Origin of the sequence: Yersinia rohdei ATCC 43380 (assembly GCF_000173775.1) — a bacterium.
Classification (GTDB): Bacteria; Pseudomonadota; Gammaproteobacteria; order Enterobacterales; family Enterobacteriaceae; genus Yersinia; species Yersinia rohdei.
Window position 1 is genome coordinate 78,641 of record NZ_ACCD01000007.1, and the last position, 25,901, is coordinate 104,541.

Below are 25,901 nucleotides of genomic sequence, written 5' to 3' on the forward strand. Positions count from 1 at the left end.
CACCAGAGGTTAGAACATACCGTTATGTATCATGTTGTTGCTTCCGATTTAGATGGCACCTTGCTATCACCTGACCATATTCTGACGCCTTACGCCAAAGAAACACTTAAGTTGCTGACGCAGCGTGATGTGCATTTCGTGTTCGCGACCGGGCGTCATCATATCGACGTGGCGCAAATCCGCGATAGCCTGGAGATAAGTGCTTTTATGATTACCTCCAATGGCGCGCGTGTGCACAACACCGCAGGGGAACTGATTTTCAGTCATAACCTTGATGCTGATATTGCCCGCGATTTGTACAATATCGAACACCATAATCCGGATATCCTGACCAACGTCTATTTGAACGATGAATGGTATATGAACCGCGAAAGCCCGGCGCAGAAAGCGTTTTTCCAAGAGTCGGTGTTCAATTATAAAGTGTTCGAACCTGCTTTGCTGCCGACCGATGGCGTATGTAAGGTTTACTTCACTTGTGAAGATCACGACAAGTTATTGATTTTGGAAGAAGCCATCAATGCACGTTGGGGCGATCGGGTTAATGTGAGTTTCTCCTTCCCAACTTGTCTGGAAGTGATGGGCGGCGGGGTCTCCAAGGGGCATGCGCTGGAGCAAGTTGCCAAAATTATTGGTTATTCGCTGAAAGAATGTATCGCTTTTGGTGATGGGATGAATGATTTGGAAATGCTGTCCATGTCAGGTAAAGGTTGCATCATGCGTGATGCCCATCAGCGCCTGAAAGATATGCTACCGAATCTGGAAGTGATTGGCTCGAATGCAGATGATGCTGTACCTCATTATCTGCGGAAAATGTTCTTAGGAACAGACCAGTAATTTATTGTTTTTAATCAATAATAATGGCGCACTTATATCGTGCGCCATTTTTTATTTATTCTGATGCCCCAGACCATCAGCTTACTGATGCTGCCCCTGTTTTTGCAGGAATTGGACACCTTTATCTGGGAAGTCGGTAAATACCCCATCAACCTGTGCTTGATTATAGATAATATCAAACAGCTGATTCACGTCAGTGGCGTATTTAGGCAGCTTGTCAGCACGGATGGTGAATGGATGAACCATCATGTTACTGGCATGAGCTTCTTTCACCATATTGGTCAGCTTGATGTTATCTGGTGTGGAAGTCTCGACCACCAGCATGTGGTAGTCAGGGCCGATACCGTCAGCATATTGCGCGATTTGCTTCATCGCGCCCGGCTTGAACATCCAGTCATAGCTGTAATTCACCCATTTGCCATCAGGTTTTTGTTCGTAGGTTTCGTTCCAATCAGTATAAGCCACCAGTTGAACCAGTTTCAGGTTCATACCCATCTTCGGCTCTAACTCATTTTTAATGCGCTTTAATTCATTCGCATCAAAGCATTGCAGATAAACGTTGTCAGCTTTGGTGGTGTAACCGTACTGCTTGAGCACTTCCAGCACTTTGGTGGAAATATCTTTACCTTCCTGCTGGTGGAACCAAGGGGCTTTGATTTCAGGATAAATACCGACATTTTTACCGGTCGAATGATTCAGCCCCTGAACAAATTCAATCTCTTCCTGGAAAGTGTGCACGCGGAAGTCAGATTTGCCCATTGGGAAGCGGCCCGGATAGCTCTGCACTTTTTTACCGTCTTTACCAATATCAAAGCCTTCGGTAAATTTCAGAGACTTGATTTCCGGCAGAGTAAAATCAATGGCGTAGTAGCGGCCATCTTTACGCGCCCTGTCGGGGAAGCGCTCGGCGACATCTGTCACCCGATCCAGATAATGGTCGTGCAGAACCACCAACTCATTATCTTTGGTCATCACCAAATCTTGTTCAAGATAATCAGCGCCTTGTGCATAAGCCATTGCTTTGGCCGGCAGTGAATGCTCTGGCAAATAGCCACTGGCACCGCGATGCGCGATAACAACTTTGTTAGTTGGCGGTTTAGTCAGTGCGGATTCATTTGTGGCAGATGACTCCGCCGCGTACGCCATACCTGTTACTGAAGATGCCAGAATAATACTCGCCACCAGTGATTTGATGTGGATTTGCATTAATAGTGCTCCATTTATCAGTTTTAGAGTATAAAAAAGGCTGTGACGCTATATATCCATAGATAACGGCACAGCCTATTGCACAACTTAATTCGAGTTTACTTATTTGATATTAAGGTGGATTTCCCCACCTGTAATAGCCACTGTTGTGAGTGTAAATCAACTTACAACTCTTGTTTTCTTGCCATTTCTTCGTGATGTTTTTTCTCGCTGAACATCACCACGATCAATAACAATACGGCCAGAATACTGCCGCCAATCATGACCATAAAGCCACCGTCCCAACCGAAGTAGTCAACGGTGTAACCTACGATGGCACTGGCTGCAACCGAACCGCCCAGATAGCCGAACAAGCCAGTAAAGCCGGCTGCTGTCCCTGCTGCTTTTTTCGGTGCTAATTCAAGAGCATGCAGACCAATTAACATTACCGGGCCGTAAATAAGGAAGCCGATAGTTATCATACAGGCCATATCGATACCCGGATTACCCACTGGGTTTAGCCAGTAAATAATGGTCGCGATAGTCACCAACGTCATAAAGAACACGCCGGTTGCACCACGGTTGCCTTTAAACACTTTGTCAGACATCCAACCGCACAGCAGTGTCCCTGGGATACCCGCGTATTCATACAGGAAATAAGCCCAAGACGATTTATCCAATGCGAAGTGTTTGACTTCTTTCAGGTAGGTCGGTGACCAGTCGAGGATGCCGTAACGCAGCAAATAGACAAACACGTTAGCAACCGCGATATACCACAACAGTTTGTTGGGTAAAATGTATTGCATGAAGATTTGCTTAGCAGTCAGCTCTTCTTCTGCGGCTACCGTATAGTCATCCGGATAGTCATTTTTGTATTCTTCAATGGGTGGTAAACCGACGGATTGCGGGGTGTCGCGCATCAAACCAAAGACAATCAATGCGACTAAAATAGCACCGAACGCGGGCATATATAACGCGGCTTTCCAGTCATTAAACCAAGCCATCCCAAGCAAGAACAGCAGTGGCGGCAAACCCCCGCCGACGTTATGGGCGCAGTTCCAGATAGAAACAATTCCACCACGTTCTTTCTTCGACCACCAGTGCACCATAGTACGGCCACATGGCGGCCACCCCATGCCCTGGAACCAGCCGCATAAGAACAGCAGCACAAACATCACGGCGATACTGGAGGTTGCCCAAGGCACAAAGCCCATAAACAGCATCACAGCCGCGGAGAGTATCAAACCAGCAGAGAGGAAGACCCGTGGGTTGGAGCGGTCAGAAACCGAACCCATGATGAATTTAGAGAAACCATAAGCGATCGAAATACCGGATAGCGCGAAACCCAGATCCCCGCGAGAGAATCCTTGCTCGATCAAATACGGCATGGCCAGAGTAAAGTTTTTACGTACCAGATAGTAGGCGGCATAACCGAAGAAGATACCCATGAAGATTTGCCAGCGTAAGCGGCGGTAAGTCGGGTCAACCTGGTCTGTGGGAAGCCGCGCGATATGTGGCGCGGGCTTAAAAATACTCAACATTGAGTGCCTCCGATGGCTTTTGTTGTTTTGACTCCGGTATAGCCTGGTATCTACCCGGTGGTTATACGACTAGTTGTTGTCGTTTATGTTCCATAACGAACGCTATGCTAGATAAATTCTTGAGTCTTATCTGTGAGTGATGGCGCATTTGTTACAGTTATATGAAAGCGGCGGCAATTTTGAGCGATTGGTTAACATTTTGAAACCTGTAATAAGAAATTCCTTGTGACTTTGATCACAATCATGGTTTTTAAACACCATTTCACTTTCGTTTTTGGTTCGTTTTTGTTCCTTATCAAACAATAGCCATGAAGACTGTGTCTAAATAGACTCATATTTAGCCGACAGGCGGCTGTCTGATAATGTGGGGTCTTTCATGACGAACAGTTCTCCTTACACTGAAACGGATGTCATCATCATTGGTGGTGGAGCGACCGGTGCCGGGATTGCCCGAGACTGCGCCCGCCGTGGTTTGGCTTGTACTTTGCTCGAGAGGCATGACATTGCCACTGGGGCCACGGGTCGCAATCATGGCTTATTACACAGTGGCGCGCGCTATGCCGTGACAGATGGTGAATCCGCCCGTGAATGTATTGAAGAAAACCGCATCCTGAAACGTATTGCTCGCCATTGTATTGAGCAAACGGATGGTTTGTTTATCACCTTACCAGAAGATTCGCTGGAGTATCAGACACAATTTATTGCCCGCTGTCAGGACGCCGGCATTGAAGCTGAAGCTATTGATCCTAAGCTGGCTTTGCGCCTGGAACCCGCCGCTAATCCTTCTTTGATTGCGGCAGTGCGGGTGCCGGATGGCACTGTTGATCCCTTCCGCTTAACTGCGGCGAATATGCTCGATGCCCGTGAGAAAGGCGCAAAAATTCTAACCTATCATGAGGTTATAGGGTTGCTGCGCCAAGGTGACCGCGTGAGTGGTGTCCGTGTTTTCGATCATAAAAATCAACGCCAATATGATATTCATGCGCTGATAGTCGTGAATGCTGCGGGGATCTGGGGGCAACACATTGCCGAATATGCCGACTTGCGGATCCGCATGTTCCCGGCCAAAGGCGCGCTGTTGATCCTTGGGCATAGGATCAACAACATGGTTATCAACCGCTGCCGCAAACCGGCAGACGCCGACATTCTGGTGCCGGGCGATACCATTTCACTGATAGGCACCACCTCCACACACATCGAATATGACCAGATAGACAATATGCTCGTCACCCCGCAAGAGGTGGATACCTTAATTCGTGAAGGGTCAAAACTGTCTCCGCAATTGGCACAAACGCGCATTTTACGTGCTTATGCCGGGGTAAGGCCCTTGGTTGCCAGTGATGATGACCCTTCAGGGCGTAATGTTAGCCGTGGCATCGTCTTGTTGGATCACGCCAGCCGTGATGGGCTGGAGGGCTTTATTACCATTACCGGCGGTAAATTAATGACTTACCGGCTGATGGCCGAATGGGCAACAGATAAAATATGTGAAAAACTGGGGGTGACGACCACTTGCACCACAGCGCAAGAGCCACTACCTGGCTCACAACAATCAACAGAACAGACACTCACTAAAGTGATTTCTTTGCCCGCCAGCATTCGCGGGTCTGCGGTTTATCGCCATGGTGACCGCGCCACACAGTTATTGGCGGGTAATCGTCTGGATAACAGCTTGGTCTGTGAATGCGAAGCGGTCACCGCCGGTGAAGTGCGCTATGCCATTGAATCGCTTTCAGTCAATAACTTGCTGGATTTACGCCGCCGCACCCGTGTCGGCATGGGCACCTGTCAGGGGGAGCTTTGTGCTTGCCGAGCCGCCGGTCTACTCAACCGCTTTAAAGTGACGACCCCGCAACAATCTCGCGCACAACTGGTGCAATTCCTTAATGAGCGCTGGAAAGGCGTGCGTCCAATAGCTTGGGGTGATGCGTTGCGGGAAAGTGAGTTTACTCATTGGGTGTATCAAGGACTTTGTGGGCTGGATGACACGCCATGTGCCGCGAGTGCTCAGGAGAAACACGATGAAATTTGATGTGATCATCATCGGGGGGGGATTAGCAGGGCTGGCCTGTGGGATCCGCCTGGCTGAACAAGGTAAATACTGCGCGATTGTCAGCGCAGGCCAAAATTCGCTGCACTTTTCCTCCGGCTCTTTAGATTTATTGGCAAAATTACCGGATGGCCGAGCTGTCAGCCAACCACTTTCAGCTCTGGAAGCATTAGCAGAATTAGCGCCGGAACACCCTTATAGCAAAATGGGAAAAAGCGGGCAGGTGGGTGAGTTAGCACAACAAGCTGAATCTCTGTTACAGCGCTGCGGCCTGAAATTAGTGGGTAGCGCGACGCAAAATCACTTGCGCCTCACACCTTTGGGGATTTGCCGACCAACCTGGCTTAGCCCAGCAGATATCCCGGTTGCACCTTTAACCGGCCCACTGCCGTGGAAAAAAGTCGCGGTGATTGGCATCGAAGGTTTCCTGGATTTCCAACCGCAAATGGTCGCCAGTGCCTTGCAGGAGCAGGGGGTTGAGGTCACGTCAGATTATCTGCATCTGCCCGCACTGGATACTTTGCGGGATAATCCCAGCGAATTTCGTGCGGTAAATATTGCCCGAGTCTTGGATAAACCAGAAAACCTGCAACCACTGGCAGACGAGTTAATGCGTTTGTCATCTGCTGCGGAAATGATTTTATTACCTGCCTGTATTGGGCTGGATGAATCGACCCCGCTGGAGGCACTGAGAGCTGCAGTAGGCAAGCCGATTCAATTGCTTCCCACACTGCCGCCGTCATTACTTGGCATGCGGCTACATCAGGCCTTACGCCATCGTTTTCAACAACTTGGCGGCATAGTCATGCCGGGTGATGCGGTATTGCGTGCTGAGCTGGTGGGCAACCGGATTACTGGGCTATATAGCCGCAATCATGGTGATATTCCATTGCGTGCTGCCCAGATGGTGCTGGCCAGTGGCAGTTTCTTCAGTAATGGGCTGGTGGCAACCTTTGAACATGTCTACGAGCCGATACTGGATTTAGATATTTTATCACTACCCAATCGCGCCGATTGGAGCCACAGCAATATGTTTGCGCCACAGCCTTATCTGCAATTTGGTGTTAACACCGATAGCCACTTACGGGCGCTGCGTGGCGGCACGGCACTGGATAATCTGTATGTTATTGGCGCAGTACTAGGAGGGTTCGACCCGCTACAACAAGGCTGTGGTGCTGGGGTTTCCCTCACCAGTGCCTTATTCGTGGCCGAGCAAATTGCCCGCGCTATGGAGGTGACATTATGACGTGGTTACCGCAGTCCGAAGACCGGCAGGATACACATTTGGCACGAGATAACAGTTTTGAAAGTTGCATCAAATGCACGGTGTGCACCACTTATTGCCCAGTAGCGAAGGTTAATCCGCTTTATCCTGGGCCAAAACAAGCCGGCCCTGATGGTGAGCGCCTGCGCCTAAAAGATCCCGCACTCTATGACGAGGCCCTAAAATATTGTACTAACTGCAAACGTTGCGAAGTGGCTTGCCCTTCGGATGTTAAAATCGGCGACATCATCCAGCGCGCGAAAGCCAGTTACAGCAGCAATAAACCCAAACTGCGCGATGCTATCCTTAGCCACACTGACCTCATGGGCAGCCTCTCAACCCCATTTGCGCCGGTTATTAATGCGGTCACGGGGTTAAAACCCGTGCGCGCCTTGCTGGATAAAGCGCTGAAAATTGATCATCGCCGCGAATTACCCAAATATTCCTTTGGCACCTTCCGGCGCTGGTATCGCAAACAAGCCGAAAAACAGCAGCAATATCCTGAACAAGTGGCATTCTTTCATGGCTGCTTTGTTAACTACAATCACCCGCAGTTGGGTAAGGATTTAGTCAGCGTATTCAATGCGATGAACATCGGCGTGCAATTACTGAAACGGGAAAAATGCTGCGGTGTGCCGCTGATTGCGAATGGCTTTATCGAGCAGGCGAAAAAACAGGCGCGGGTCAATCTGGAATCCCTGACTGACGCGGTCATTGGCCGGGATATTCCGGTGGTTGCCACCTCCTCGAGCTGTACTTTTACGCTGAGAGATGAATATCCGCATTTATTGGATGTCGATACTGCACCAGTGCGCGACCGGGTAGAGCTGGCAACACGCTATATCTACCGCCTATTGGATCAAGGGCGAGAATTACCCTTAAAACCCCTGTTTTCGGCAAATAACACGCCACTACGCATTGCCTATCACACCCCTTGTCATATGGAGAAAATGGGCTGGACTGCCTATACCTTGGCATTGCTGCAGCGTATTCCTGGTATTGAGCTGGTGGTATTAGATTCTCAATGCTGTGGGATAGCCGGAACCTATGGTTTTAAATCAGAGAATTACACGACAGCCCAAGGGATTGGCGCATCATTATTCCAGCAGATTGAAGCCAGTGGTGTTGATTTGGTGATTACCGACTGCGAAACCTGCAAATGGCAGATTGAAATGTCGACGAGTAAGAAATGCGAGCACCCGATTACGTTGCTGGCTCAAGCACTTACCCTTCGTCCTTGACGCAACAGCGTTATTAGCTGCTTTCACTCACCCGAATCAGTTCATCAGGATGAGTTCATCGGGATGAGCCCATTTACCGCCTGGCTGTAACGCCAAGGATTTTGGATAGGTATTTGTCCTTGGCGCTACAGTGCAGTGGCAGAAGATTATTTCAGCTTTAAGGTGCTGATAATAGATTCTGCTTCTGTCTGTGCTTGTTGCTGATTCTCTGCGGGCAGCGTAATTTGCATAGTAATCAAATGATTATTAACTCTCCCCATCAAAACTGACGAATAAGCTTTGGCACCGCCGCTGGTAATAATGCTATCCAATTGTTGGAAAGGCTGCCCATCGATTTTGATGGCTTTGTTCGTCACCACCTGCAGATTGGCGTCACGGGCGCGCTGCTGTTCAGCCAGGCGCGCGGTCAGCACATCCAAACCTTCATTGGTATCATCGCCTAAAATCACGATAACGGCTTTATCGCCAGTTTTATTGGCAAAAACGTGCATATTGTTAGCTTGACTGCCCATTTTCCCGCTTTGGTCAGATAAATCTGCCGGTAAGACAAAAGCAACATTACCCTCCAACAGACTGACCGGCTGGCCGACATTATTATCGCTGCTACCATCACAGGCACTTAATCCTGCAACCAGCAGGCCGACGGCGAGAAACTTGGTTATTTTATGCATGAGAATCCCTTATTGATGATTAATAGCCTTATCGCACCTTATTCAGACGCCAAAATCAATCTATTGTTCAGCATGACTCACTTGAGTTAGCGCTTGCTGACCGGTTTTTCGGGCAAAATATTTCAATAACACATTGAGCATTACGCCATAAGCAGGCAGGAAGAACAACATGCAAATCAGTAGCTTGAAGGTGTAATCCACCAAAGCTATTTCTACCCAATTGGCCGCCATAAATGGATCTGTACTGCGATAGAAAGCAATAAAGAAGAACGCCAGAGTGTCACTGATATTGCCAAAGAACATGGCTGCTGTGGGGGCTACCCACCAGGCGCTGCGCTGACGCAGGCGGTTAAATACTTGAACATCAAGGATTTGCCCAAGGACATAAGCCATAAAACTGGCCGCGGCTATTCGGGCTACAAATAAATTAAAACTGGTTAATGCCGGGAATCCTTGCCAGCTGCCTTGGTAAAACAGGGCTGAAATAAGATACGAAATTAACAGCGCAGGCACCATGACGGACAAAATAATCCGGCGCGCCAAAGGGGCACCAAAAATCCGCACCGTCAGGTCGGTGGCTAAGAAAATAAACGGAAAGGTAAAAGCGCCCCATGTGGTGTGAAAACCGAAGATAGCAATCGGTAATTGCACCAGATAGTTGCTGGAAGTAATGATGACAATATGGAATAGCGACAGCCATACCAAAGCGGTCATCCGCTGTTGGGCAGTAAACGAAAACATAAATGTGACCTTTTTGGTTATTGGGGTGAGGGAACCCAAACAAAATGTGCCGCAACTTTTGCGACGCGGCGGCATAATACGTGTTTGCGCAACTAATGCAATGGTTAATTTTAACGCAAACGTTAGCGCGGCTTGCACCTGGAAACCGGCAGAGTAAACTATGCCGCTTTATACCCTTCGAACTCATCCAAATCACTTGCTTGAGTCAATTCATCGGAATTTTTTTGCAGGCGGCCTATCAGCAAAACTAATTTCTATGGGTATAGATTGGCATTAACCCGATTACTGATACATAAGAGAACTGCAATGACCGATATTTTTGCCAATCCGGATAAAACCCTTGATGCACTAGGGCTGCGCTGCCCGGAGCCTGTAATGATGGTGCGTAAAACAGTCCGGCAAATGGAAGAGGGCCAAACCCTGTTGATTATTGCAGACGATCCCGCCACCACCCGTGACATCCCCGGTTTCTGCCGCTTTATGGAGCACCAACTACTGGCGCAAGATACCGCACAGACTCCCTATCGGTATCTGGTCAAAAAAGGGGCAAAAGCAAACTAATCTTTTGCTTTCGCCCATGTTTTTAAGCATTTCGCTTACGTAACAGCCTCAATGCATTGGCGGTGACCAGCGCAGTTGCTCCGGAGTCAGCTAATACTGCCAACCACAAACCGGTTAAGCCGAGCAAGGTCGTTACCAGAAAAATCGCTTTTAGCCCCAAGGCGATAGTAATGTTTTGGCGGATATTGGCGTTAGCGGCTCGGGATAACAGAATAATTTCTGCCAACCCGGTAAGCCGATTATGAGTCAGTGCGGCGTCGGCGGTTTCCAAAGCAACATCTGTACCGCTGCCCATGGCAATACCAATGCTGGCGGCCTTCATTGCTGGGGCATCATTAATACCGTCGCCGACCATCACTGTGGGCTGTGTCGCATTTAATGCCATAACGGCCTGTACTTTGTCGGCTGGGAGCAATCCGGCGCGGTAATCAATCCCCAGCTCACCGGCAATTGCCGCTGCCGCTCGTGGATTATCACCGGTTAGCATCACACCTTGAATACCTAAATTTTTCAGTGAATCAATAGCTTGTTTAGCATCGGTGCGCAGGGTATCGCGTAATGCTAATAAACCTATAAGTTTCTCATTTTCCAGCACGGCAACCGCCGTTTTGCCCCCGCTTTCTAACAGATCGAGCTGAGTTTGCCATTCGGGAGTTAGTAATGCCGGTGCTATTTTGCTGGGAGCACTGACACGGATGCTCAATCCGTTGACGACGCCCTCAACACCAACACCGGCCAGGGCCCGGCGCTCATCGGCGAGAGGTAACAGGGCCGTATTTTGTTGCGCGCGCTGAATAATAGCGACGGCTAACGGATGGTGTGACCCAGCCTCGACCGCCGCCGCCAGCGCTAACAAGCGAGTTTCGCTGATGCCGGATGCGGGCAGAATATCGGTAACTTTCGGTTTACCCTCCGTCAGAGTACCGGTTTTGTCGAAGGCGACAGTTTGAATCCGGCCAAGTTGCTCCAGTGCCGCGCCACCCTTAATCAGCGCCCCGCGCCGTGCTGCAGCAGCTAATGCTGAGGTAATCGCCGCCGGTGTGGAAATCACCAATGCGCACGGGCAGCCAATGAGCAGTAACGTCAGACCACGATAAATCCAGGTCTCCCAAGGCTCGGCGAAAACCAATGGCGGAATCAGGATAACCAATGCAGAAAGGAACATAATCGCAGGGGTATAAATTCGACTGAAACGGTCAATAAAACGCTCAATAGGTGCACGGCGTTCTTCTGCTAATTCAATGAGTTGTAGAATTCTGTCAATGGCATTGTTGCCAGGCTCCGAGATAACACGCATTTCGGTGGCGCGATCGACCGATAAACTCCCAGCGGCGACTTTCTCACCTTGCTGGCGCTCAACCGGAATAGATTCACCGGTGAGGGCGCTTTCATCAAAACTGGCAAAAGCGGTTATTAATTCGGCATCTGCGGGCAGGCGAGCTCCCGGTGAAATTTCAATGACATCGCCGGGGCGCAAATTGGCGACAGGAATCAGCCGGCGTTCCCCATCTTTTAATAGCAATGCTTCTTCTGGCACCAGTGCCATGAGTGCGGTGACCCCACGGCGTGCTCGGTTTGCAGCATAGGATTCGAGTAACTCACCGACCATAAATAACAGCAATACCATGGCGGCTTCCGCCGTCGCGCCAATAAACATCGCCCCGATAGCGGCTACGCTCATCAAGGTTTCAATGGCAAAAGGTGTGCCGGAGCGGATGAGCTTCCAGGCTTTGGTGACAATGGGGAAAAGCCCGACAAGGGTGGTGGCGGCAAAAGCAAATTCGCCCAGCTCAGCGCTGAATAACGAGATGCCCCAGCTAATGAGCATTAATGTGGTTAATAATGCGATTGGCAAATATTCACGAAGGCGCGATTCTGGCGACGTGGTTTTGTTCGCAACGGGGGACTGGGTATCCACCAGACTAAATCCGGCTTGTATGACGGCATTCTGGACTTGAGGACGAATATCCGTTTGGGCATCGACCACTAATTTTTCGGTTGCAAAGAGCACTTTTACATTTTCAATTCCGATCAAACCACTGACCGCATTTTCAATTTTGCGGGCACAGCTTGGGCAGTCCATTCCCTTGACCTGCCAGCTAAAGCGCTGACGACCCGTAGCTATCGTTGCTGCAAGTATGTCACTTTCTTCATCGCCCTCATCAGTTTGGCTCTGACTACAGCAACCCCCTTCGTGATGTGAATGCTCACTTACTGAATTTGTGCTGTCATTACTGGTATTTGCGGCTTGCTGGTTACTGCAACCGGTTTGTTTTTGGGTATGAGTATGACCACAGCCACAGTTGCTATGTGTATCAGTTGAATGCCGATGTTCAGAATGTGAATGCATAGTGCCCCCTGGACAAGCTGTAAAAGAGAAACAGGATTTAGCTGTTATGGTTGCACTCTACACCTTGGAGTTAACTCCAGAGTCAAGGGGGGGGATGAGAATAAGTGCTAAATGGGTATTTCGATAAGAAGGGGCATGACTGAGCAGAACGCACTCCGCGCCAGAGATTCCAGCTCCTTCCCTGGAGCTGAGTTTAGTCATTTCTTGTTAAATCATATTGCGCGGTAATGGGTTAATTACAAATACAGTGACCTGACAATCAAGAAATGCCCAACAAAATAGCATCCGGCGACGATGGCATCTGAAGCTCGGAAAGAAAAACGATAGCGATTTAACAGCCAAATACTGTGTGAAATCAACAATAAAAGTGTGCCCACCAGCAATGAGAAGCTCAAGTCTGTACTACGAGCAAAGTATTGTTCACCCGCCATCCATACCATGAGTAATGTCATACCGACGAAAGCCACTACAGGCCAGCGCATTTCTTCAAGCTTGCTCCAGATGGTAGCTAACAACAGCGCGCCAACAGCAATCAAAACCAAAGGCAGTGGCCAGAACAGGGTAAATGTCATCTGGCTGGCAAAGCTGATGGTATACAGTAAATGAGAGAGGAAGAATGCGCCTAGAGCATAAAGTAAGCGCTCACGGGGTAGCATTAATAATGCGTCTGCAACCAGTGTGGCCAGCAGGCCCAATACAATCAGATATCCTGTAGGGCCAAGGATGGGAGCTTGCCATGCAAGTAACAGTAATAATAACAAGGTGACAGGTTTGAATACCCAACGTTGCCAGCGTGGGCCTCGGTAAGTTGCATCGACAAACAACCAACCAGAAAAGAATACAGCAAGGAATGGCCAGCTCATTATTTATCCTTTTTTCTATACAGGCTTAAATGAAAGTGCCTGTGTTGTAATGATAATCTGCAATGCCAATTGCGCTGAGTAAATATTTATTAAGTGTAAGGGATGGAAGCAAAGAGTGATAGCCGCAGCCACACGATTTGCATGATTTGAGTCACTTAATGCGTAGCAGTACGCATAATCAGACTTAGCGGAAGAATCGGCCTGTTGAGGTATTGGCCTTGTTTGACCCACATGTTATGTTAACGCCGATTTCCGCTGGTTAAATCAAGAGATAGAGGCAATAGCGACATGGCCAATGAACAATTGCTTTATCGGATTCAATTTATAAATAACGGTAAGAATTATCAGCTTTATGTCCGTGAGGTTGTCCCAAGCACTTTGTTTGGGTTCATTGAAATTGCTGATTTTGTCTTTGATAGCCATTCAACATTGCTAGTTGATCCTTCAACTGAAAAATTGAAGACAGAATTTTCCGGTGTTAACCGTAGCTATATCCCACTTCATTCAGTGATTCGTATTGATGCGGTAACAGAAAAGGGCAGCGCCCGGATCTCTGAGCTGGGCAGTAACGTAATGAGTTTCCCCTATTTACCGGGCAATAAACCTTAATTATATCTCTTGAGTGAGATTCGTAATCCGTTATGAATAAACTTCCGTTGTTATTTATTGCTGTGGTTGTACTGATTGTTGTACTGGCAACTCGTCAGTATTGGCAAAAAAAACGGCAGGATGCGGAAAATGACCGCTCACCGGTACGCAGCTTACAAGTTGAAGTTATTGATAAACGTGAAGTCTTGGCACCCAATCGTCGCTCACGCCAGCGCGAAGAGATAGTTGCCGAAGACAAGCGCTATGAAGTTTATTTCCGACCATTGCTTGGTGAGGTAGTAGTTAAAAATAGCAGTGAAATCAAAATAATACTGCCAAAGCAGGAATATAATCGTATCGAGCTGGGTACCCAAGGAGCGCTACGCCTACAGGGTACTCGATATATTAGTTTTACCCCAAACTCAGCCACAATAAATCAGTAATTCAGGTGATTAAGAGCCGCTAACACGGCTGTAACGTGAAAGAGAAAGGGGCGCGGGGGGTTATTTTTTAGGTACCGGTGGCTGCTGTTTCTGCCAGGCCAATAATTCGAAAACCCCGAAGACAAAAATCTTAAATTGCTGCAATCCACTGATCGGTTGGTCTTTGGGTTGGGTGGATTTGAGTAATACCAATTGCAACCCATGCATCAAAACCATGAATATCATGGCAACATTAATAAAATATCTTAACGGCGTAGGGAATGGTTGGAACAGGTTCAGTAGTAAGAAAAACCACACCCCTAACATCAATAACCGGCCAAGATTAATCCACATGGTGTTGCTCCTGTTCTTCTGCTGATTCCGTATTTTGGTGAGTTTTTTCGCTGCGAATATAGAGCCGGTAAGCAACCTGTCCGGCGATTTTCTCTCTATGTAACTGCCAACTGGCGGGTACATCAGCGGCGGCGCTTTCTGCCTCAGCTTCAACATAAATCCAGGCTTCAGCTGTTAACCAGTTACATTGCTCCAGCAAATTGATAGTTTCGGCCAATAAACCTTGACGAAAAGGAGGGTCAAGGAAAACCAAATCGAAAGGTTGCCCCGGCTGAGCCAGCCATTGCAAAGAGTTGGTATTCACTACTTGCCCATTCTCGGCATTCAATAACGTTAGATTGCTGCTCAGTTGTTTAGCAACATGCCGATCGGCCTCTAGCAATATTGCTTCACCCGCGTAGCGCGACAGTGCTTCTAGCCCCAATGCACCGCTGCCAGCGAAGCAATCAAGGCATCTGGCACCTTGAATCATAGGCGCTAGCCAGTTAAACAGTGTCTCTCTGACACGATCGGTGGTCGGGCGCAGCCCAGGGCTATCAGGCACGGGTAATTTGCGCCCTCGCCATTTACCACCAATGATCCGGATTTGCCCTGCGGACTGTTGTGGGGCTGGTTTTGCTCTTGCTATAGGTCGCTTCGCCATAGATCACTTTGCTTGAAAATTGGCCAGTAATGCAGCACTGAATAAAAAAGTTAGTCTTATTCTACCTGTCTGTGCAGTGTGGGGGAAACGTTAAACCTTTGTTGATTGAATTCACAATAGAAAGCAGCATCGTGCGCGTGTTGCTGTTAAGGGGAAAGTGTTAGACTTGCGAACTATTATCCTATTTACGCAAACCCAAAGTTATTAGAGTCCAAAAAATGGCAAAAGAAAAAAAACGTGGATTTTTTTCCTGGCTGGGTCTTGGCCGTCAGAATGAAGAACACACAGCAGAGCCATTGGCTACTGAGAAGGAAGATATAACTGAGCCGGTTGTAGAAGCGCCGGTTGTAGAAACGCCAGCTGTAGAAGCGCATGTCGCAGACGAACCTATTGTCAGCGAAAAGCTAGCTGAAAAAGCACCTGAAGAGATTGTCGACGAGCCAAATGTTGGCGAACCTATTGTTGATGAGCAAATTGTTGATGAACAAATCGTCGACGAGCGAATTGTTGATGAACCTGTAGCTGAACATTCTGCGCTGACTCCTGGCGAATGGGATAGTGCTGCTATCAGCGAAGTTGCGGCTGAAACGCTGCCTGAAGTCATGGCAGAGCCATCAGCACAACCTCTTGAAGAAAAAGCTGAATTCTCTAAAGATCCTCAGTATTTGCAACATCATTTCTCACCGCGTCAGGGTGATGACGACAATATTACGTCATGGGATGAAGGCACTGTCAGTGCGCCAGAATTGCCGCTGACTGAAGATAATGTTGTTATTGATACTCCGGCACCAAAGATAACTGTGGTGGAACCAGCGGCCGAGCTTATTGAGCCGCTTGTTGTTGAAACTGAAACTGAAACTGAAGTTGAAGCTGAAACAGACATTGAGATTGAAGCTGAAATTGAAGAAGCTGAAATTGAAGAAGACATTCCAGCCGTTGTTGTTCAGGAACAAGAGCGACCAACTAAAGAGGGTTTTTTTGCACGGTTAAAACGCAGCTTAATCAAAACCAAGCAAAATCTTGGCTCTGGTTTTATGGGGTTGTTCAGTGGCAAGAAAATCGACGACGATCTGTTTGAAGAGCTTGAAGAACAGCTCCTGATCGCCGACGTTGGCGTCGAAACAACTCGCAAAATTATTACTTCTCTGACAGAACACGCCAGCCGTAAACAGCTAAAAGATGCCGAAGCGCTGTATGGCAAACTCAAAGAGGAAATGTCTGAAATTCTGTCTAAAGTAGACAAACCATTGGATGTCAGCGGCAAAAATCCGTATGTCATCTTAATGGTCGGCGTGAATGGTGTCGGTAAAACTACTACTATCGGTAAGCTGGCTCGCCAATTCCAAGCGGAAGGCAAATCCGTGATGCTGGCTGCGGGTGACACTTTCCGTGCCGCTGCGGTAGAACAGCTGCAAGTTTGGGGTGAGCGCAACAAGATTGCCGTGGTCGCGCAGCATACTGGCGCAGATTCAGCCTCGGTAATTTTTGATGCAATTCAAGCAGCTAAAGCCCGTGGCGTAGATGTGTTACTGGCGGATACTGCGGGGCGTCTGCAAAATAAAGCTCACTTGATGGAAGAGTTGAAGAAGATTGTTCGAGTGATGAAAAAGCTGGACGGCGATGCCCCTCATGAGGTTATGCTGACGTTAGATGCCAGTACCGGACAAAACGCGGTGAGTCAGGCGAAACTCTTTAATGAAGCCGTCGGATTGACTGGAATTACCCTGACTAAATTGGATGGTACCGCCAAAGGTGGGGTAATTTTTGCCATTGCAGACCAGTTCGGTATCCCAATCCGTTATATCGGTGTTGGGGAAGGTATAGAAGATTTACGGCCATTTAAGGCTGACGATTTTATTGAGGCTCTTTTTGCCCGAGAGGATTAATACGGATGATTCGCTTTGAACAGGTCAGTAAAGCTTATCTGGGCGGACGACAGGCGCTGCAAGGGGTAGATTTTCATCTGCGCCCGGCAGAAATGGCGTTTCTGACCGGCCATTCTGGTGCAGGGAAAAGTACTCTGCTGAAACTGATTTGTGGTATCGAGCGACCGAGTGCTGGCCATATTTGGTTTGGTGGTCACGATATCAGCCGCTTGAAAAACCGCGAAGTGCCGTTCTTGCGCCGCCAGATCGGGATGATCTTCCAGGATCACCATCTGCTGCTAGATAGAACAGTCTATGACAATGTTGCCATGCCATTGATTATCGCCGGTGCCAGTACCGAAGATATTCGCCGCAGAGTATCGGCAGCGCTGGATAAAGTGGGTCTGTTGGATAAGGCGAAGAATTTTCCTATTCAACTCTCCGGCGGTGAGCAACAACGTGTCGGCATTGCCCGGGCAGTGGTGAACAAGCCCGCGGTACTGCTGGCGGATGAACCTACCGGTAACCTCGACGATGCATTATCCGAAGGTATTTTGCGGTTGTTTGAAGAATTTAACCGTGTGGGTGTTACGGTCTTGATGGCAACCCACGATACGTCGTTGATTGCTCGGCGGCGCTACCCAATCCTGACACTGAGTCAGGGGCGGATGTCAGGAGCGCATCATGGCGAATAACGCACAGAAAGCAAAAACCAAGGCGCTGAAAGGTGGCTGGCGTGAGCAGTGGCGCTATTCATGGGTCAATGCGATCGCCGATATGATGCGTCAACCACTGGCGACATTGCTAACAGTGATGGTTATTGCCATTTCACTGACGCTGCCAAGTGTGTGTTATATCGTATGGAAAAACGTTAGTCAGGCAGCGGATCAATGGTATCCAACGCCGCAATTGACGGTTTACCTGGATAAAGCTCTGGATGATAACGCGGCTGAAAATGTCGTGACCACGCTGAAAGCTGAAGCAGGGGTTGAGAAGGTTAACTACCTGTCGCGGGAAGAAGCGATGGGCGAGTTCCGCAACTGGTCTGGGTTTGGTGGCGCGCTGGATATGCTGGAAGAAAATCCGCTGCCAGCGGTTGCTATCATCACACCTAAGTTAGATTTCCAAAGTTCAGGGACGCTGGATACTCTGCGCGACCGCGTTAGTAAAGTTGAGGGCGTCGCTGAAGTTCGCATGGATGACAGTTGGTTCGCTCGTCTGGCAGCCTTGACTGGGTTGGTTGGGCAAGTCGCGGCAATGATTGGTGTTTTGATGGTGGTCGCGGTGTTCCTGGTGATTGGGAACAGTGTGCGTTTGAGTATCTTTAGTCGTCGCGACACAATCAATGTAATGAAATTGATTGGGGCAACAGATGGATTTATTCTGCGGCCTTTCTTGAACGGTGGCGCCATGTTGGGCTTTTGTGGCGCGGTATTATCGCTGATTCTGTCCGAAGCACTGGTATGGAAGCTGGGATCGGTTGTTACACAGGTGGCCACGGTCTTCGGCACCAGCTTTACTTTGCATGGTTTAAGCTGGGATGAGTGCCTGTTGTTGGTATTGATTTCTGCCATTATTGGCTGGGTTGCCGCCTGGCTGGCGACGGTTCAACATTTACGCCGATTTACACCGCAGTAAAAAATGTTTGTTATACTCTTTCCCTGCAGTGTTCAGTTAAGGCGGGGAAAGGGTGGCTGTTCGAGCGTTAACGTCATTAATATTCCCAGGCCGCATACTGTAGGTTATTTGCAAAGATCGACAGTTGAAACTGTGATCCGGTTTGAACTTTTATGGCAATAACCAGTCGAAGAACACAGTGAAATGATAAGGTGCCCAGCGCTTGAATCTGTATTAGCAGGTGCTAAAATATTGGCGCTGAGATAAAACCGCACTAAACATGCAATGAGAGGGTTTTGAATGACCAAAGAAATGCAAACTTTAGCCTTAGTACCCCAAGGTAGTCTGGAAGCCTATATTCGGGCTGCCAATGCCTATCCAATGCTGACTGCAGAGGAAGAGCGGGAGCTGGCTGAACGGCTGCATTACCAGGGCGATCTGGGAGCGGCTAAACAGCTTATCCTGTCTCACCTGCGCTTTGTCGCTCATGTTGCCCGTAACTATTCTGGGTATGGTTTGCCGCAGGCTGACCTTATCCAAGAAGGTAATATTGGCTTGATGAAAGCGGTTCGCCGTTTTAACCCTGAAGTTGGGGTACGTCTGGTGTCCTTCGCTGTACACTGGATCAAAGCAGAAATTCACGAGTATGTTCTGCGCAACTGGCGGATTGTTAAAGTCGCGACCACGAAAGCTCAGCGTAAGTTATTCTTTAATCTGCGTAAAACCAAGCAGCGTCTGGGCTGGTTTAACCAAGATGAAGTCGAGCTGGTTGCCAAAGAACTGGGTGTGACCAGTAAAGATGTTCGTGAGATGGAATCACGTATGTCCGCTCAGGATATGACTTTCGACCCATCTCCAGATGACGAAGCACGTGACGGCCAATCTATGGCCCCAGTCCTGTATTTGCAGGATAAAACCTCTGATTTTGCTGATAGCATTGAAGAGGATAACTGGGATGACCATGCCGCAGACAAATTGTCTTATGCGCTGGAAGGATTGGACGAGCGGAGTCAGCATATTATTCGGGCCCGTTGGCTGGACGATGACAACAAGTCTACGTTACAGGAATTGGCCGATCAGTACGGCGTATCTGCTGAACGTGTGCGTCAGCTTGAAAAGAACGCCATGAAAAAATTACGTATGGCGATTGAAGCCTAATACAGCAGTACCGATGCTGTAATACGATAAAAGGGCGATATTGATATCGCCCTTTTGCTTTTCTACCTCTTCATAACCGTCAATTGATTCAGTAGAACTTGCTACCGCTGCCAGCCCTGCGTATTGCGGGTAAAGCCACTGGCGTGCATAAAACCATCCATTCCTGTGTGGTTTTCCGCGGTCACTTGCTCATCACTGAGATACCAATGCTGAATTGCAGGTAACTGGCGCAGTGTTTCTTCAAGCAGATATAACCCTACCCCACGGCGACGCGTGACTTCCCTGACACATAAATCTTGCAGCTCGGCCTGTTGGCCATCCACCTCGACTTTAACTGCACCTAACAGACGCTCATTAAAACGTGCGGCGAAGAGCGGCTTGCCAGCATTAATCCACGTCTGCCAGACGCTTGGCTGTTCTTCAGGCCAAATTTTGGCTAAATCGATAAGATCCTGATGAGTAAGGGTTGTTAATCGTTCAATAGTCAGTTTCATCGGCGTTAGACCACAAAGATATAAAGGTTATGGGGCTGTGGTTTATTGTACTAGATCACAGGTCAGAGAGTTGTGTAAGTTTTTCTGTACGTTCACGGGGGAAAATGTTTTTTCGATACTGCATTTTCCGAGTTTTAGCCGAGTAAATGATCACACAACCAGCACAACTCACTATCATTTGTGTAAAACCCATTCAATTTAATCCTAATTTTATGCTGTTTACACCGCTTGTTTCTGCTTGTCTCAGTTGATTTACAGCATAAAACTCCTGTTTAATAACATGAAAAATAAAGTCTTATTTAAAAAAAACAGGATTTTTGAGACTAAATCATTATTACTTATGAATAAAACGTTACAACACGATAAAAAACGTTAAGACAACACAACAAGCACGTTCACAATGACAGATGGGGAATTCGCGGATGAAATTAACAAAAGGTAAAGTGTTGCTGGCTGGGTGTATAGCAATGGCGATGAGTCATTCTGTGCTGGCGAAAGACATTAAAGTTGCCATTGTTGGCGCAATGTCTGGCCCGGTTGCCCAATACGGTGACATGGAATTTACCGGTGCGCGTCAGGCTATTGCTGATATCAATGCCAAAGGTGGAATTAAAGGCGATAAACTGGTCGGCGTGGAATACGATGATGCCTGTGACCCGAAACAAGCCGTGGCTGTTGCTAACAAAGTCATTAACGATGGAATTCGTTATGTTATCGGCCATCTGTGCTCTTCCTCAACTCAGCCTGCTTCAGATATTTATGAAGATGAAGGCGTGATTATGATCACCCCAGCTGCGACAAACGCGGATCTGACCACTCGTGGTTATAAAATGATTATGCGCACCACCGGGCTGGATTCTGATCAAGGCCCTACAGCGGCCAAATATATCCTTGAGAACATCAAACCTAAACGTATTGCAGTCGTGCATGACAAGCAGCAATACGGTGAAGGATTGGCGCGTTCTGTACGTGACAGCCTGAAAAAACAAGGCACCGATGTCGTGCTGTTTGAAGGTGTGACTGCGGGCGATAAAGATTTCTCTACATTGGTTGCCCGTCTGAAGAAAGAAAACGTCGATTTTGTCTATTTCGGCGGTTACTACCCAGAGATGGGGCAAATGCTACGTCAGGCTAAGCAAGCAGGGCTTACCGCTCGCTTTATGGGCCCAGAGGGCGTTGGTAACTCCTCACTGTCTAACATCGCTGGTGATGCTTCTGAAGGCATGCTGGTGACATTGCCGAAACGCTATGACCAGGTTCCCGCTAACCAACCTATCGTTGAAGCACTGAAGGCGAAGAAACTGGACCCAACTGGCCCGTTTGTCTGGACGACCTATGCTGCACTGCAATCATTGACCACCGCTATGGAACGTAGTGGCAGCCAGGAACCCGCTGATTTGGTGAAAGACCTGAAAACCGGTCAGCCGGTTGAAACAGTGATGGGGCCATTGAGCTGGGATGATAAAGGCGATCTTAAAGGGTTTGAATTCGGTATTTTTGAATGGCATGCGGATGGTTCTTCCACCGCAGTCAAATAACAATCATATTAGAATCATAAAGTTGTAGGGTTGCTCTCGTAGTAATCCGGCCCCTTTTACCAACTGCATCCCCCCAGATTCCGGGGGGATTTTTCCTCTCTGCACACAGTAGATTAGGTACAGTTGGCTAGGGCAGCCAGGCAAGTGAATCAAAGGGTTAGGGTATGTCAGAGCAGTTTCTTTATTTTCTGCAGCAGATGTTCAACGGTGTCACGTTGGGCAGCACTTATGCGCTGATCGCCATTGGTTATACCATGGTGTACGGCATTATCGGCATGATCAACTTTGCCCACGGCGAAGTGTATATGATAGGCAGCTACGTCTCATTTATCGTGATCGCCGCATTGATGATGATGGGGATAGACGCCAGCTGGTTATTGATCGGCTCCGCTTTTCTCGTCTCGATTGTGATTGCCAGTGCTTATGGCTGGAGCATTGAACGGGTGGCCTATAAGCCGGTTCGCAGCTCTAAGCGATTGATTGCATTGATTTCTGCGATCGGGATGTCTATTTTTCTGCAAAACTATGTCAGTTTGACCCAAGGTTCACGGGATTTGGCATTACCCAGTCTGGTGACAGGGCAGTGGACACTGGGAGAGGCCAATGGCTTCGCCGCGACCATCAGCACCATGCAGCTGACTATTTGGATAGTCACCTTCCTGGCCATGCTGGCACTGACAATATTTATCCGCTATTCCCGCATGGGGCGCGCATGTCGAGCCTGTGCTGAAGATTTAAAAATGGCCAGCTTGCTGGGCATTAATACCGACCGGGTTATCTCACTGACTTTTGTTATCGGTGCATTGATGGCTGCGGTTGCCGGGGTCTTACTGGGCCAGTTTTATGGCGTGATTAACCCATACATCGGCTTTATGGCCGGGATGAAAGCCTTCACCGCAGCAGTATTAGGTGGCATTGGCAGCATTCCGGGGGCCATGATTGGTGGCTTGATTCTGGGTATCGCTGAAGCATTAACCTCCGCTTACCTTAGTACTGAATACAAAGATGCGGTTTCATTCGCTCTGCTGATTGTTGTGTTGCTAGTGATGCCTACTGGGATCTTAGGCCGTCCGGAGGTTGAAAAAGTATGAAAAAACTCAACTTCCTCAATGCCATTATCTCCAGCTTTGTGTTGCTCGTCCTCGCCTCTTTTATTATGGGGTTGCAGTTGCAGTTAGAGGGCACAAAACTCATTGTGCAAGGGGCATCAGAAGTGCGCTGGTTGTGGATTGGCGCGGCTTGTATCGTGGTTTTTTTCTTCCAATTGGTGCGCCCATTCATCCAGCAAGGTATCAAAAAAGTCTCTGGCCCTGCATGGGTATTACCCAGCTTTGATGGCACCACGCCACGCCAGAAAATCTTGGCTGCCGCAATTATTGTTGCTGCTATAGCTTGGCCATTTTTGGTTTCTCGCGGTTCAGTCGATATCGCAACACTGACACTGATTTACGTCATGTTGGGCCTGGGGCTGAATGTCGTGGTCGGGTTATCCGGTTTATTGGTGCTCGGTTATGGTGGATTTTATGCCATTGGTGCCTATACCTATGCTCTGCTAAATCACTATTACGGCTTGGGATTCTGGGAAAGTTTGCCTCTGGCGGGAATAGTCGCGGCATTGTCGGGCTTCTTGCTGGGCTTCCCGGTCTTACGTCTACGGGGCGATTATTTGGCGATCGTGACGTTGGGCTTTGGTGAAATTGTGCGTATTTTGCTGCTCAATAATACCGAAATCACTGGCGGCCCAAATGGTATTAGCCAAATTCCTAAGCCAACATTGTTTGGTCTGGAATTCAGCCGCTCGGCGAAAGACGGTGGTTGGGATACTTTCCACAATTTCTTTGGCCTGACTTATGACCCCGGTGACCGCATCATTTTCCTGTATATGGTGGCGCTGCTATTAGTCATTCTGACACTGTTTGTGATTAATCGGTTATTGCGTATGCCGCTAGGACGAGCATGGGAAGCCCTGCGCGAAGATGAAATCGCCTGTCGTTCATTGGGCCTCAGCCCAACCAAAATCAAGCTGACGGCGTTTACTATCAGTGCCGCTTTTGCCGGTTTTGCAGGAACGCTGTTTGCTGCTCGGCAGGGCTTTGTCAGCCCAGAGTCCTTCACCTTTGCTGAATCGGCTTTCGTACTGGCGATTGTGGTACTAGGGGGCATGGGTTCTCAGTTTGCAGTTATTCTGGCTGCGGTGTTGCTGGTGGTTTCGCGTGAATTAATGCGAGATCTCAATGCTTACAGTATGTTGCTGCTGGGCGCATTGATGGTATTGATGATGATTTGGCGTCCACAAGGGCTATTGCCAATGAAACGGCCACAACTGAAATTGAAAGTTGCAGATATCAACGCTAAGCAGGGGGAACAAGCATGAGTACGCAACCTTTGTTAGCTGTTGAAGGGCTGTCGATGCGTTTTGGTGGATTACTGGCGGTGAACAATGTCGGCCTGACCCTCAATCCAGGGGAGATTGTTTCGCTGATTGGCCCTAATGGGGCGGGTAAAACCACAATATTTAACTGCCTAACCGGTTTTTATCGCCCGACAGGCGGCACTATTAAGTTACGTGATCGTCATCTTGAAGGGTTACCCGGCCAGATGATTGCCCGCATGGGCGTGATTCGTACTTTTCAACATGTGCGTTTGTTCCGTGAAATGACGGTGGTGGAAAATCTACTGGTGGCACAGCATCAGCATCTAAAAAGTGGTGTTTTTGCCGGTTTGCTGAAAACGCCCGCTTTTCGGCGTGCAGAGGCCGATGCACTAGAACGTGCTGCCACTTGGTTAGAACGTATTGGGTTATTGGATTTAGCCAATCGTCAGGCTGGGAATCTGGCTTATGGCCAGCAACGGCGTTTAGAAATTGCGCGCTGTATGGTGACCCGACCTGAGCTACTGATGTTAGATGAGCCGGCAGCAGGTCTGAACCCGAAAGAAACCGATGAGCTCAATCAGTTGATTATGGAATTACGCGACCAACATCAAGTTTCGGTATTGTTAATTGAGCATGACATGAAACTGGTGATGGGGATTTCTGATCGTATTTATGTGGTGAATCAGGGGACGCCATTGGCGCATGGCACACCAGCAGAAATTCGTAATAATCCTGATGTGATCCGCGCCTATTTGGGCGAATAATACGTGGGCGAGGCATAAAAATAACATGTTGTCATTTAACCAAGTTTCAGCCCATTACGGCAAAATTCAAGCACTACACCAGGTGAGCCTGCATATCCAGCAAGGTGAAATTGTTACACTGATTGGCGCTAATGGTGCGGGTAAAACCACCCTGTTGGGTACCTTGTGTGGTGAACCCCGAGCAACCGAAGGCAGCATTGTTTTTGGTGAGCAAGAGATTACGCACTGGCAGACCGCGCGCATTATGCGTGAGGCGATTGCGATTGTGCCGGAAGGACGCCGGGTATTTTCTCGCATGACTGTTGAAGAGAATCTCGCAATGGGCGGATTCTTTGCTGATCGTGTGCAATATCAAGAACGTATTGAGCGAGTTTATGACTTGTTTCCCCGGCTGTTCGAGCGGCGTGCTCAACGAGCTGGCACCATGTCTGGCGGTGAGCAACAGATGTTGGCAATAGGCCGCGCATTGATGAGCCAGCCTAAATTACTGTTGTTAGATGAGCCATCACTGGGATTGGCTCCCATTATTATTCTGCAAATATTTGATACTATTCAACAACTAAGAGAGGAAGGAATGACTATCTTCCTCGTCGAGCAAAATGCTAATCAGGCACTCAAATTGGCAGATCGTGGCTATGTATTGGAAAATGGCCGTATTGTTTTAGAAGATACCGGGGCCGCCTTGCTGGCGAATGAGGCAGTGCGTTCAGCTTATTTGGGCGGTTAAGTATTTTTCGTCGCGAGTATTTTTTAAGGCCCCAACTGCGGGCCTTATTCTACTAT

The 25,901-nt window shown here is 48.5% G+C and carries 25 protein-coding genes; 16 read left to right on the forward strand and 9 right to left on the reverse strand.

The features are described 5' to 3' along the window. The first annotated feature begins 24 nt into the window (after positions 1–24). On the forward strand, positions 25–834 hold the full coding sequence (yigL, locus tag YROHD0001_RS10815; RefSeq protein ID WP_004714277.1) for a sugar/pyridoxal phosphate phosphatase YigL: 810 nt from the start codon (positions 25–27) through the stop codon (positions 832–834). 81 nt (positions 835–915) lie between these two features. On the opposite strand, the gene glpQ is transcribed toward yigL, so the two are convergent. Both glpQ and glpT read right to left on the reverse strand, forming a co-directional pair. After that, positions 916–2,040: a glycerophosphodiester phosphodiesterase gene (gene glpQ, locus YROHD0001_RS10810; protein ID WP_004714278.1), complete on the reverse strand. Its 1,125-nt coding sequence runs from the start codon at positions 2,038–2,040 to the stop codon at positions 916–918. A gap of 164 nt (positions 2,041–2,204) precedes the next feature. After that, entirely contained in the window at positions 2,205–3,560 is a 1,356-nt protein-coding gene (gene glpT / locus YROHD0001_RS10805) for a glycerol-3-phosphate transporter (protein ID WP_004714279.1), read from the reverse strand. Between the two features lie 376 nt (positions 3,561–3,936). Here glpT and glpA point away from each other — a divergent pair, with 376 nt between their 5' ends. From glpA to glpC, 3 genes are read left to right on the forward strand one after another with little or no spacing between them, the layout of a single operon-like run. Then, complete coding sequence (gene glpA / locus YROHD0001_RS10800) at positions 3,937–5,592, forward strand: anaerobic glycerol-3-phosphate dehydrogenase subunit A (RefSeq protein WP_004714280.1); 1,656 nt, start codon at positions 3,937–3,939, stop codon at positions 5,590–5,592. Continuing rightward, complete coding sequence (gene glpB / locus YROHD0001_RS10795; RefSeq protein ID WP_032816623.1) at positions 5,582–6,856, forward strand: glycerol-3-phosphate dehydrogenase subunit GlpB; 1,275 nt, start codon at positions 5,582–5,584, stop codon at positions 6,854–6,856. The genes glpA and glpB overlap by 11 nt, the downstream gene beginning before the upstream one ends. Continuing rightward, positions 6,853–8,115, forward strand: a complete 1,263-nt coding sequence (gene glpC, locus YROHD0001_RS10790) for an anaerobic glycerol-3-phosphate dehydrogenase subunit GlpC (RefSeq protein ID WP_032816624.1) — start codon at positions 6,853–6,855, stop codon at positions 8,113–8,115. The genes glpB and glpC overlap by 4 nt, the downstream gene beginning before the upstream one ends. Positions 8,116–8,261: 146 nt before the next feature. Here the strand turns inward: glpC and YROHD0001_RS10785 are convergent, their stop codons facing one another. Both YROHD0001_RS10785 and YROHD0001_RS10780 read right to left on the reverse strand, forming a co-directional pair. Then, entirely contained in the window at positions 8,262–8,786 is a 525-nt protein-coding gene (locus YROHD0001_RS10785) for a DcrB family lipoprotein (RefSeq protein ID WP_004714283.1), read from the reverse strand. 60 nt (positions 8,787–8,846) lie between these two features. Next, positions 8,847–9,527: a 7-cyano-7-deazaguanine/7-aminomethyl-7-deazaguanine transporter gene (locus YROHD0001_RS10780; RefSeq protein ID WP_004714284.1), complete on the reverse strand. Its 681-nt coding sequence runs from the start codon at positions 9,525–9,527 to the stop codon at positions 8,847–8,849. A 306-nt stretch (positions 9,528–9,833) separates the two neighbouring features. Between YROHD0001_RS10780 and tusA the strand changes: the two genes are divergently transcribed. Then, entirely contained in the window at positions 9,834–10,088 is a 255-nt protein-coding gene (gene tusA / locus YROHD0001_RS10775) for a sulfurtransferase TusA (protein WP_004714285.1), read from the forward strand. Positions 10,089–10,110: 22 nt separating this feature from the next. Here tusA and YROHD0001_RS10770 read toward each other — a convergent pair whose 3' ends face one another. Then, on the reverse strand, positions 10,111–12,438 hold the full coding sequence (locus YROHD0001_RS10770; protein WP_004714286.1) for a zinc/cadmium/mercury/lead-transporting ATPase: 2,328 nt from the start codon (positions 12,436–12,438) through the stop codon (positions 10,111–10,113). Positions 12,439–12,674: 236 nt separating this feature from the next. Continuing rightward, positions 12,675–13,301 carry a lysoplasmalogenase gene (locus YROHD0001_RS10765; protein ID WP_004714287.1) on the reverse strand — a complete coding sequence of 209 codons (627 nt, stop codon included), beginning with the start codon at positions 13,299–13,301 and terminating at the stop codon, positions 12,675–12,677. 288 nt (positions 13,302–13,589) lie between these two features. Between YROHD0001_RS10765 and YROHD0001_RS10760 the strand changes: the two genes are divergently transcribed. Further along, a complete protein-coding gene (locus tag YROHD0001_RS10760; protein ID WP_004714288.1) occupies positions 13,590–13,910 on the forward strand; it encodes a DUF1820 family protein in 321 nt (106 codons plus the stop codon). A gap of 32 nt (positions 13,911–13,942) precedes the next feature. Beyond that, a complete protein-coding gene (locus YROHD0001_RS10755; RefSeq protein WP_004714289.1) occupies positions 13,943–14,332 on the forward strand; it encodes a DUF2500 domain-containing protein in 390 nt (129 codons plus the stop codon). 60 nt (positions 14,333–14,392) lie between these two features. Here YROHD0001_RS10755 and YROHD0001_RS10750 read toward each other — a convergent pair whose 3' ends face one another. Both YROHD0001_RS10750 and rsmD read right to left on the reverse strand, forming a co-directional pair. After that, positions 14,393–14,665 carry a DUF1145 family protein gene (locus YROHD0001_RS10750; RefSeq protein ID WP_032816626.1) on the reverse strand — a complete coding sequence of 91 codons (273 nt, stop codon included), beginning with the start codon at positions 14,663–14,665 and terminating at the stop codon, positions 14,393–14,395. Next, a complete protein-coding gene (gene rsmD / locus YROHD0001_RS10745; RefSeq protein WP_004714291.1) occupies positions 14,655–15,308 on the reverse strand; it encodes a 16S rRNA (guanine(966)-N(2))-methyltransferase in 654 nt (217 codons plus the stop codon). The genes YROHD0001_RS10750 and rsmD overlap by 11 nt, the downstream gene beginning before the upstream one ends. 218 nt (positions 15,309–15,526) lie before the next feature. On the opposite strand from rsmD, the gene ftsY reads away from it, so the two are divergent. The 4 genes from ftsY (at position 15,527) to rpoH (ending at position 19,948) form a co-directional block, all read left to right on the forward strand. Continuing rightward, a complete protein-coding gene (gene ftsY / locus YROHD0001_RS10740; RefSeq protein WP_004714292.1) occupies positions 15,527–17,194 on the forward strand; it encodes a signal recognition particle-docking protein FtsY in 1,668 nt (555 codons plus the stop codon). Positions 17,195–17,199: 5 nt separating this feature from the next. Next, the gene (ftsE, locus tag YROHD0001_RS10735; protein ID WP_004391337.1) at positions 17,200–17,868 is read left to right on the forward strand and encodes a cell division ATP-binding protein FtsE; all 669 of its coding nucleotides are present in this window, start codon (positions 17,200–17,202) and stop codon (positions 17,866–17,868) included. Further along, positions 17,858–18,811 (forward strand): permease-like cell division protein FtsX, encoded by a 954-nt coding sequence (gene ftsX, locus YROHD0001_RS10730; protein ID WP_032816628.1) that lies wholly within the window; start codon positions 17,858–17,860, stop codon positions 18,809–18,811. Before ftsE ends, ftsX begins: the two co-directional genes overlap by 11 nt. A 279-nt stretch (positions 18,812–19,090) precedes the next feature. After that, a complete protein-coding gene (gene rpoH, locus YROHD0001_RS10725; RefSeq protein WP_004714294.1) occupies positions 19,091–19,948 on the forward strand; it encodes an RNA polymerase sigma factor RpoH in 858 nt (285 codons plus the stop codon). Between the two features lie 101 nt (positions 19,949–20,049). Here the strand turns inward: rpoH and panM are convergent, their stop codons facing one another. After that, a complete protein-coding gene (gene panM / locus YROHD0001_RS10720) occupies positions 20,050–20,442 on the reverse strand; it encodes an aspartate 1-decarboxylase autocleavage activator PanM (protein WP_004714295.1) in 393 nt (130 codons plus the stop codon). 422 nt (positions 20,443–20,864) lie between these two features. Here panM and YROHD0001_RS10715 point away from each other — a divergent pair, with 422 nt between their 5' ends. The 5 genes from YROHD0001_RS10715 to livF all read left to right on the forward strand — a co-directional run bounded on the left by YROHD0001_RS10715 (position 20,865) and on the right by livF (position 25,845). Beyond that, positions 20,865–21,980 (forward strand): branched-chain amino acid ABC transporter substrate-binding protein, encoded by a 1,116-nt coding sequence (locus YROHD0001_RS10715; RefSeq protein ID WP_004714297.1) that lies wholly within the window; start codon positions 20,865–20,867, stop codon positions 21,978–21,980. Between the two features lie 164 nt (positions 21,981–22,144). Then, the gene (gene livH / locus YROHD0001_RS10710; RefSeq protein ID WP_004714298.1) at positions 22,145–23,071 is read left to right on the forward strand and encodes a high-affinity branched-chain amino acid ABC transporter permease LivH; all 927 of its coding nucleotides are present in this window, start codon (positions 22,145–22,147) and stop codon (positions 23,069–23,071) included. Continuing rightward, positions 23,068–24,354, forward strand: a complete 1,287-nt coding sequence (locus tag YROHD0001_RS10705) for a high-affinity branched-chain amino acid ABC transporter permease LivM (protein ID WP_032816629.1) — start codon at positions 23,068–23,070, stop codon at positions 24,352–24,354. The genes livH and YROHD0001_RS10705 overlap by 4 nt, the downstream gene beginning before the upstream one ends. Further along, on the forward strand, positions 24,351–25,118 hold the full coding sequence (gene livG, locus YROHD0001_RS10700; protein WP_032816632.1) for a high-affinity branched-chain amino acid ABC transporter ATP-binding protein LivG: 768 nt from the start codon (positions 24,351–24,353) through the stop codon (positions 25,116–25,118). Before YROHD0001_RS10705 ends, livG begins: the two co-directional genes overlap by 4 nt. A gap of 25 nt (positions 25,119–25,143) precedes the next feature. Further along, positions 25,144–25,845, forward strand: coding sequence for a high-affinity branched-chain amino acid ABC transporter ATP-binding protein LivF (gene livF / locus YROHD0001_RS10695; RefSeq protein WP_004714301.1), 702 nt, complete (start codon positions 25,144–25,146; stop codon positions 25,843–25,845). Positions 25,846–25,901 lie beyond the last annotated feature (56 nt).

Bases quoted from the DNA above. Each gene is read 5' to 3' on its own strand.
- yigL (WP_004714277.1), top strand. From the start codon at position 25: ATGTATCATGTTGTTGCTTCCGATTTAGATGGCACCTTGCTATCACCT.
- glpQ (WP_004714278.1), bottom strand. From the start codon at position 2,040: ATGCAAATCCACATCAAATCACTGGTGGCGAGTATTATTCTGGCATCT.
- glpT (WP_004714279.1), bottom strand. From the start codon at position 3,560: ATGTTGAGTATTTTTAAGCCCGCGCCACATATCGCGCGGCTTCCCACA.
- glpA (WP_004714280.1), top strand. From the start codon at position 3,937: ATGACGAACAGTTCTCCTTACACTGAAACGGATGTCATCATCATTGGT.
- glpB (WP_032816623.1), top strand. From the start codon at position 5,582: ATGAAATTTGATGTGATCATCATCGGGGGGGGATTAGCAGGGCTGGCC.
- glpC (WP_032816624.1), top strand. From the start codon at position 6,853: ATGACGTGGTTACCGCAGTCCGAAGACCGGCAGGATACACATTTGGCA.
- YROHD0001_RS10785 (WP_004714283.1), bottom strand. From the start codon at position 8,786: ATGCATAAAATAACCAAGTTTCTCGCCGTCGGCCTGCTGGTTGCAGGA.
- YROHD0001_RS10780 (WP_004714284.1), bottom strand. From the start codon at position 9,527: ATGTTTTCGTTTACTGCCCAACAGCGGATGACCGCTTTGGTATGGCTG.
- tusA (WP_004714285.1), top strand. From the start codon at position 9,834: ATGACCGATATTTTTGCCAATCCGGATAAAACCCTTGATGCACTAGGG.
- YROHD0001_RS10770 (WP_004714286.1), bottom strand. From the start codon at position 12,438: ATGCATTCACATTCTGAACATCGGCATTCAACTGATACACATAGCAAC.
- YROHD0001_RS10765 (WP_004714287.1), bottom strand. From the start codon at position 13,301: ATGAGCTGGCCATTCCTTGCTGTATTCTTTTCTGGTTGGTTGTTTGTC.
- YROHD0001_RS10760 (WP_004714288.1), top strand. From the start codon at position 13,590: ATGGCCAATGAACAATTGCTTTATCGGATTCAATTTATAAATAACGGT.
- YROHD0001_RS10755 (WP_004714289.1), top strand. From the start codon at position 13,943: ATGAATAAACTTCCGTTGTTATTTATTGCTGTGGTTGTACTGATTGTT.
- YROHD0001_RS10750 (WP_032816626.1), bottom strand. From the start codon at position 14,665: ATGTGGATTAATCTTGGCCGGTTATTGATGTTAGGGGTGTGGTTTTTC.
- rsmD (WP_004714291.1), bottom strand. From the start codon at position 15,308: ATGGCGAAGCGACCTATAGCAAGAGCAAAACCAGCCCCACAACAGTCC.
- ftsY (WP_004714292.1), top strand. From the start codon at position 15,527: ATGGCAAAAGAAAAAAAACGTGGATTTTTTTCCTGGCTGGGTCTTGGC.
- ftsE (WP_004391337.1), top strand. From the start codon at position 17,200: ATGATTCGCTTTGAACAGGTCAGTAAAGCTTATCTGGGCGGACGACAG.
- ftsX (WP_032816628.1), top strand. From the start codon at position 17,858: ATGGCGAATAACGCACAGAAAGCAAAAACCAAGGCGCTGAAAGGTGGC.
- rpoH (WP_004714294.1), top strand. From the start codon at position 19,091: ATGACCAAAGAAATGCAAACTTTAGCCTTAGTACCCCAAGGTAGTCTG.
- panM (WP_004714295.1), bottom strand. From the start codon at position 20,442: ATGAAACTGACTATTGAACGATTAACAACCCTTACTCATCAGGATCTT.
- YROHD0001_RS10715 (WP_004714297.1), top strand. From the start codon at position 20,865: ATGAAATTAACAAAAGGTAAAGTGTTGCTGGCTGGGTGTATAGCAATG.
- livH (WP_004714298.1), top strand. From the start codon at position 22,145: ATGTCAGAGCAGTTTCTTTATTTTCTGCAGCAGATGTTCAACGGTGTC.
- YROHD0001_RS10705 (WP_032816629.1), top strand. From the start codon at position 23,068: ATGAAAAAACTCAACTTCCTCAATGCCATTATCTCCAGCTTTGTGTTG.
- livG (WP_032816632.1), top strand. From the start codon at position 24,351: ATGAGTACGCAACCTTTGTTAGCTGTTGAAGGGCTGTCGATGCGTTTT.
- livF (WP_004714301.1), top strand. From the start codon at position 25,144: ATGTTGTCATTTAACCAAGTTTCAGCCCATTACGGCAAAATTCAAGCA.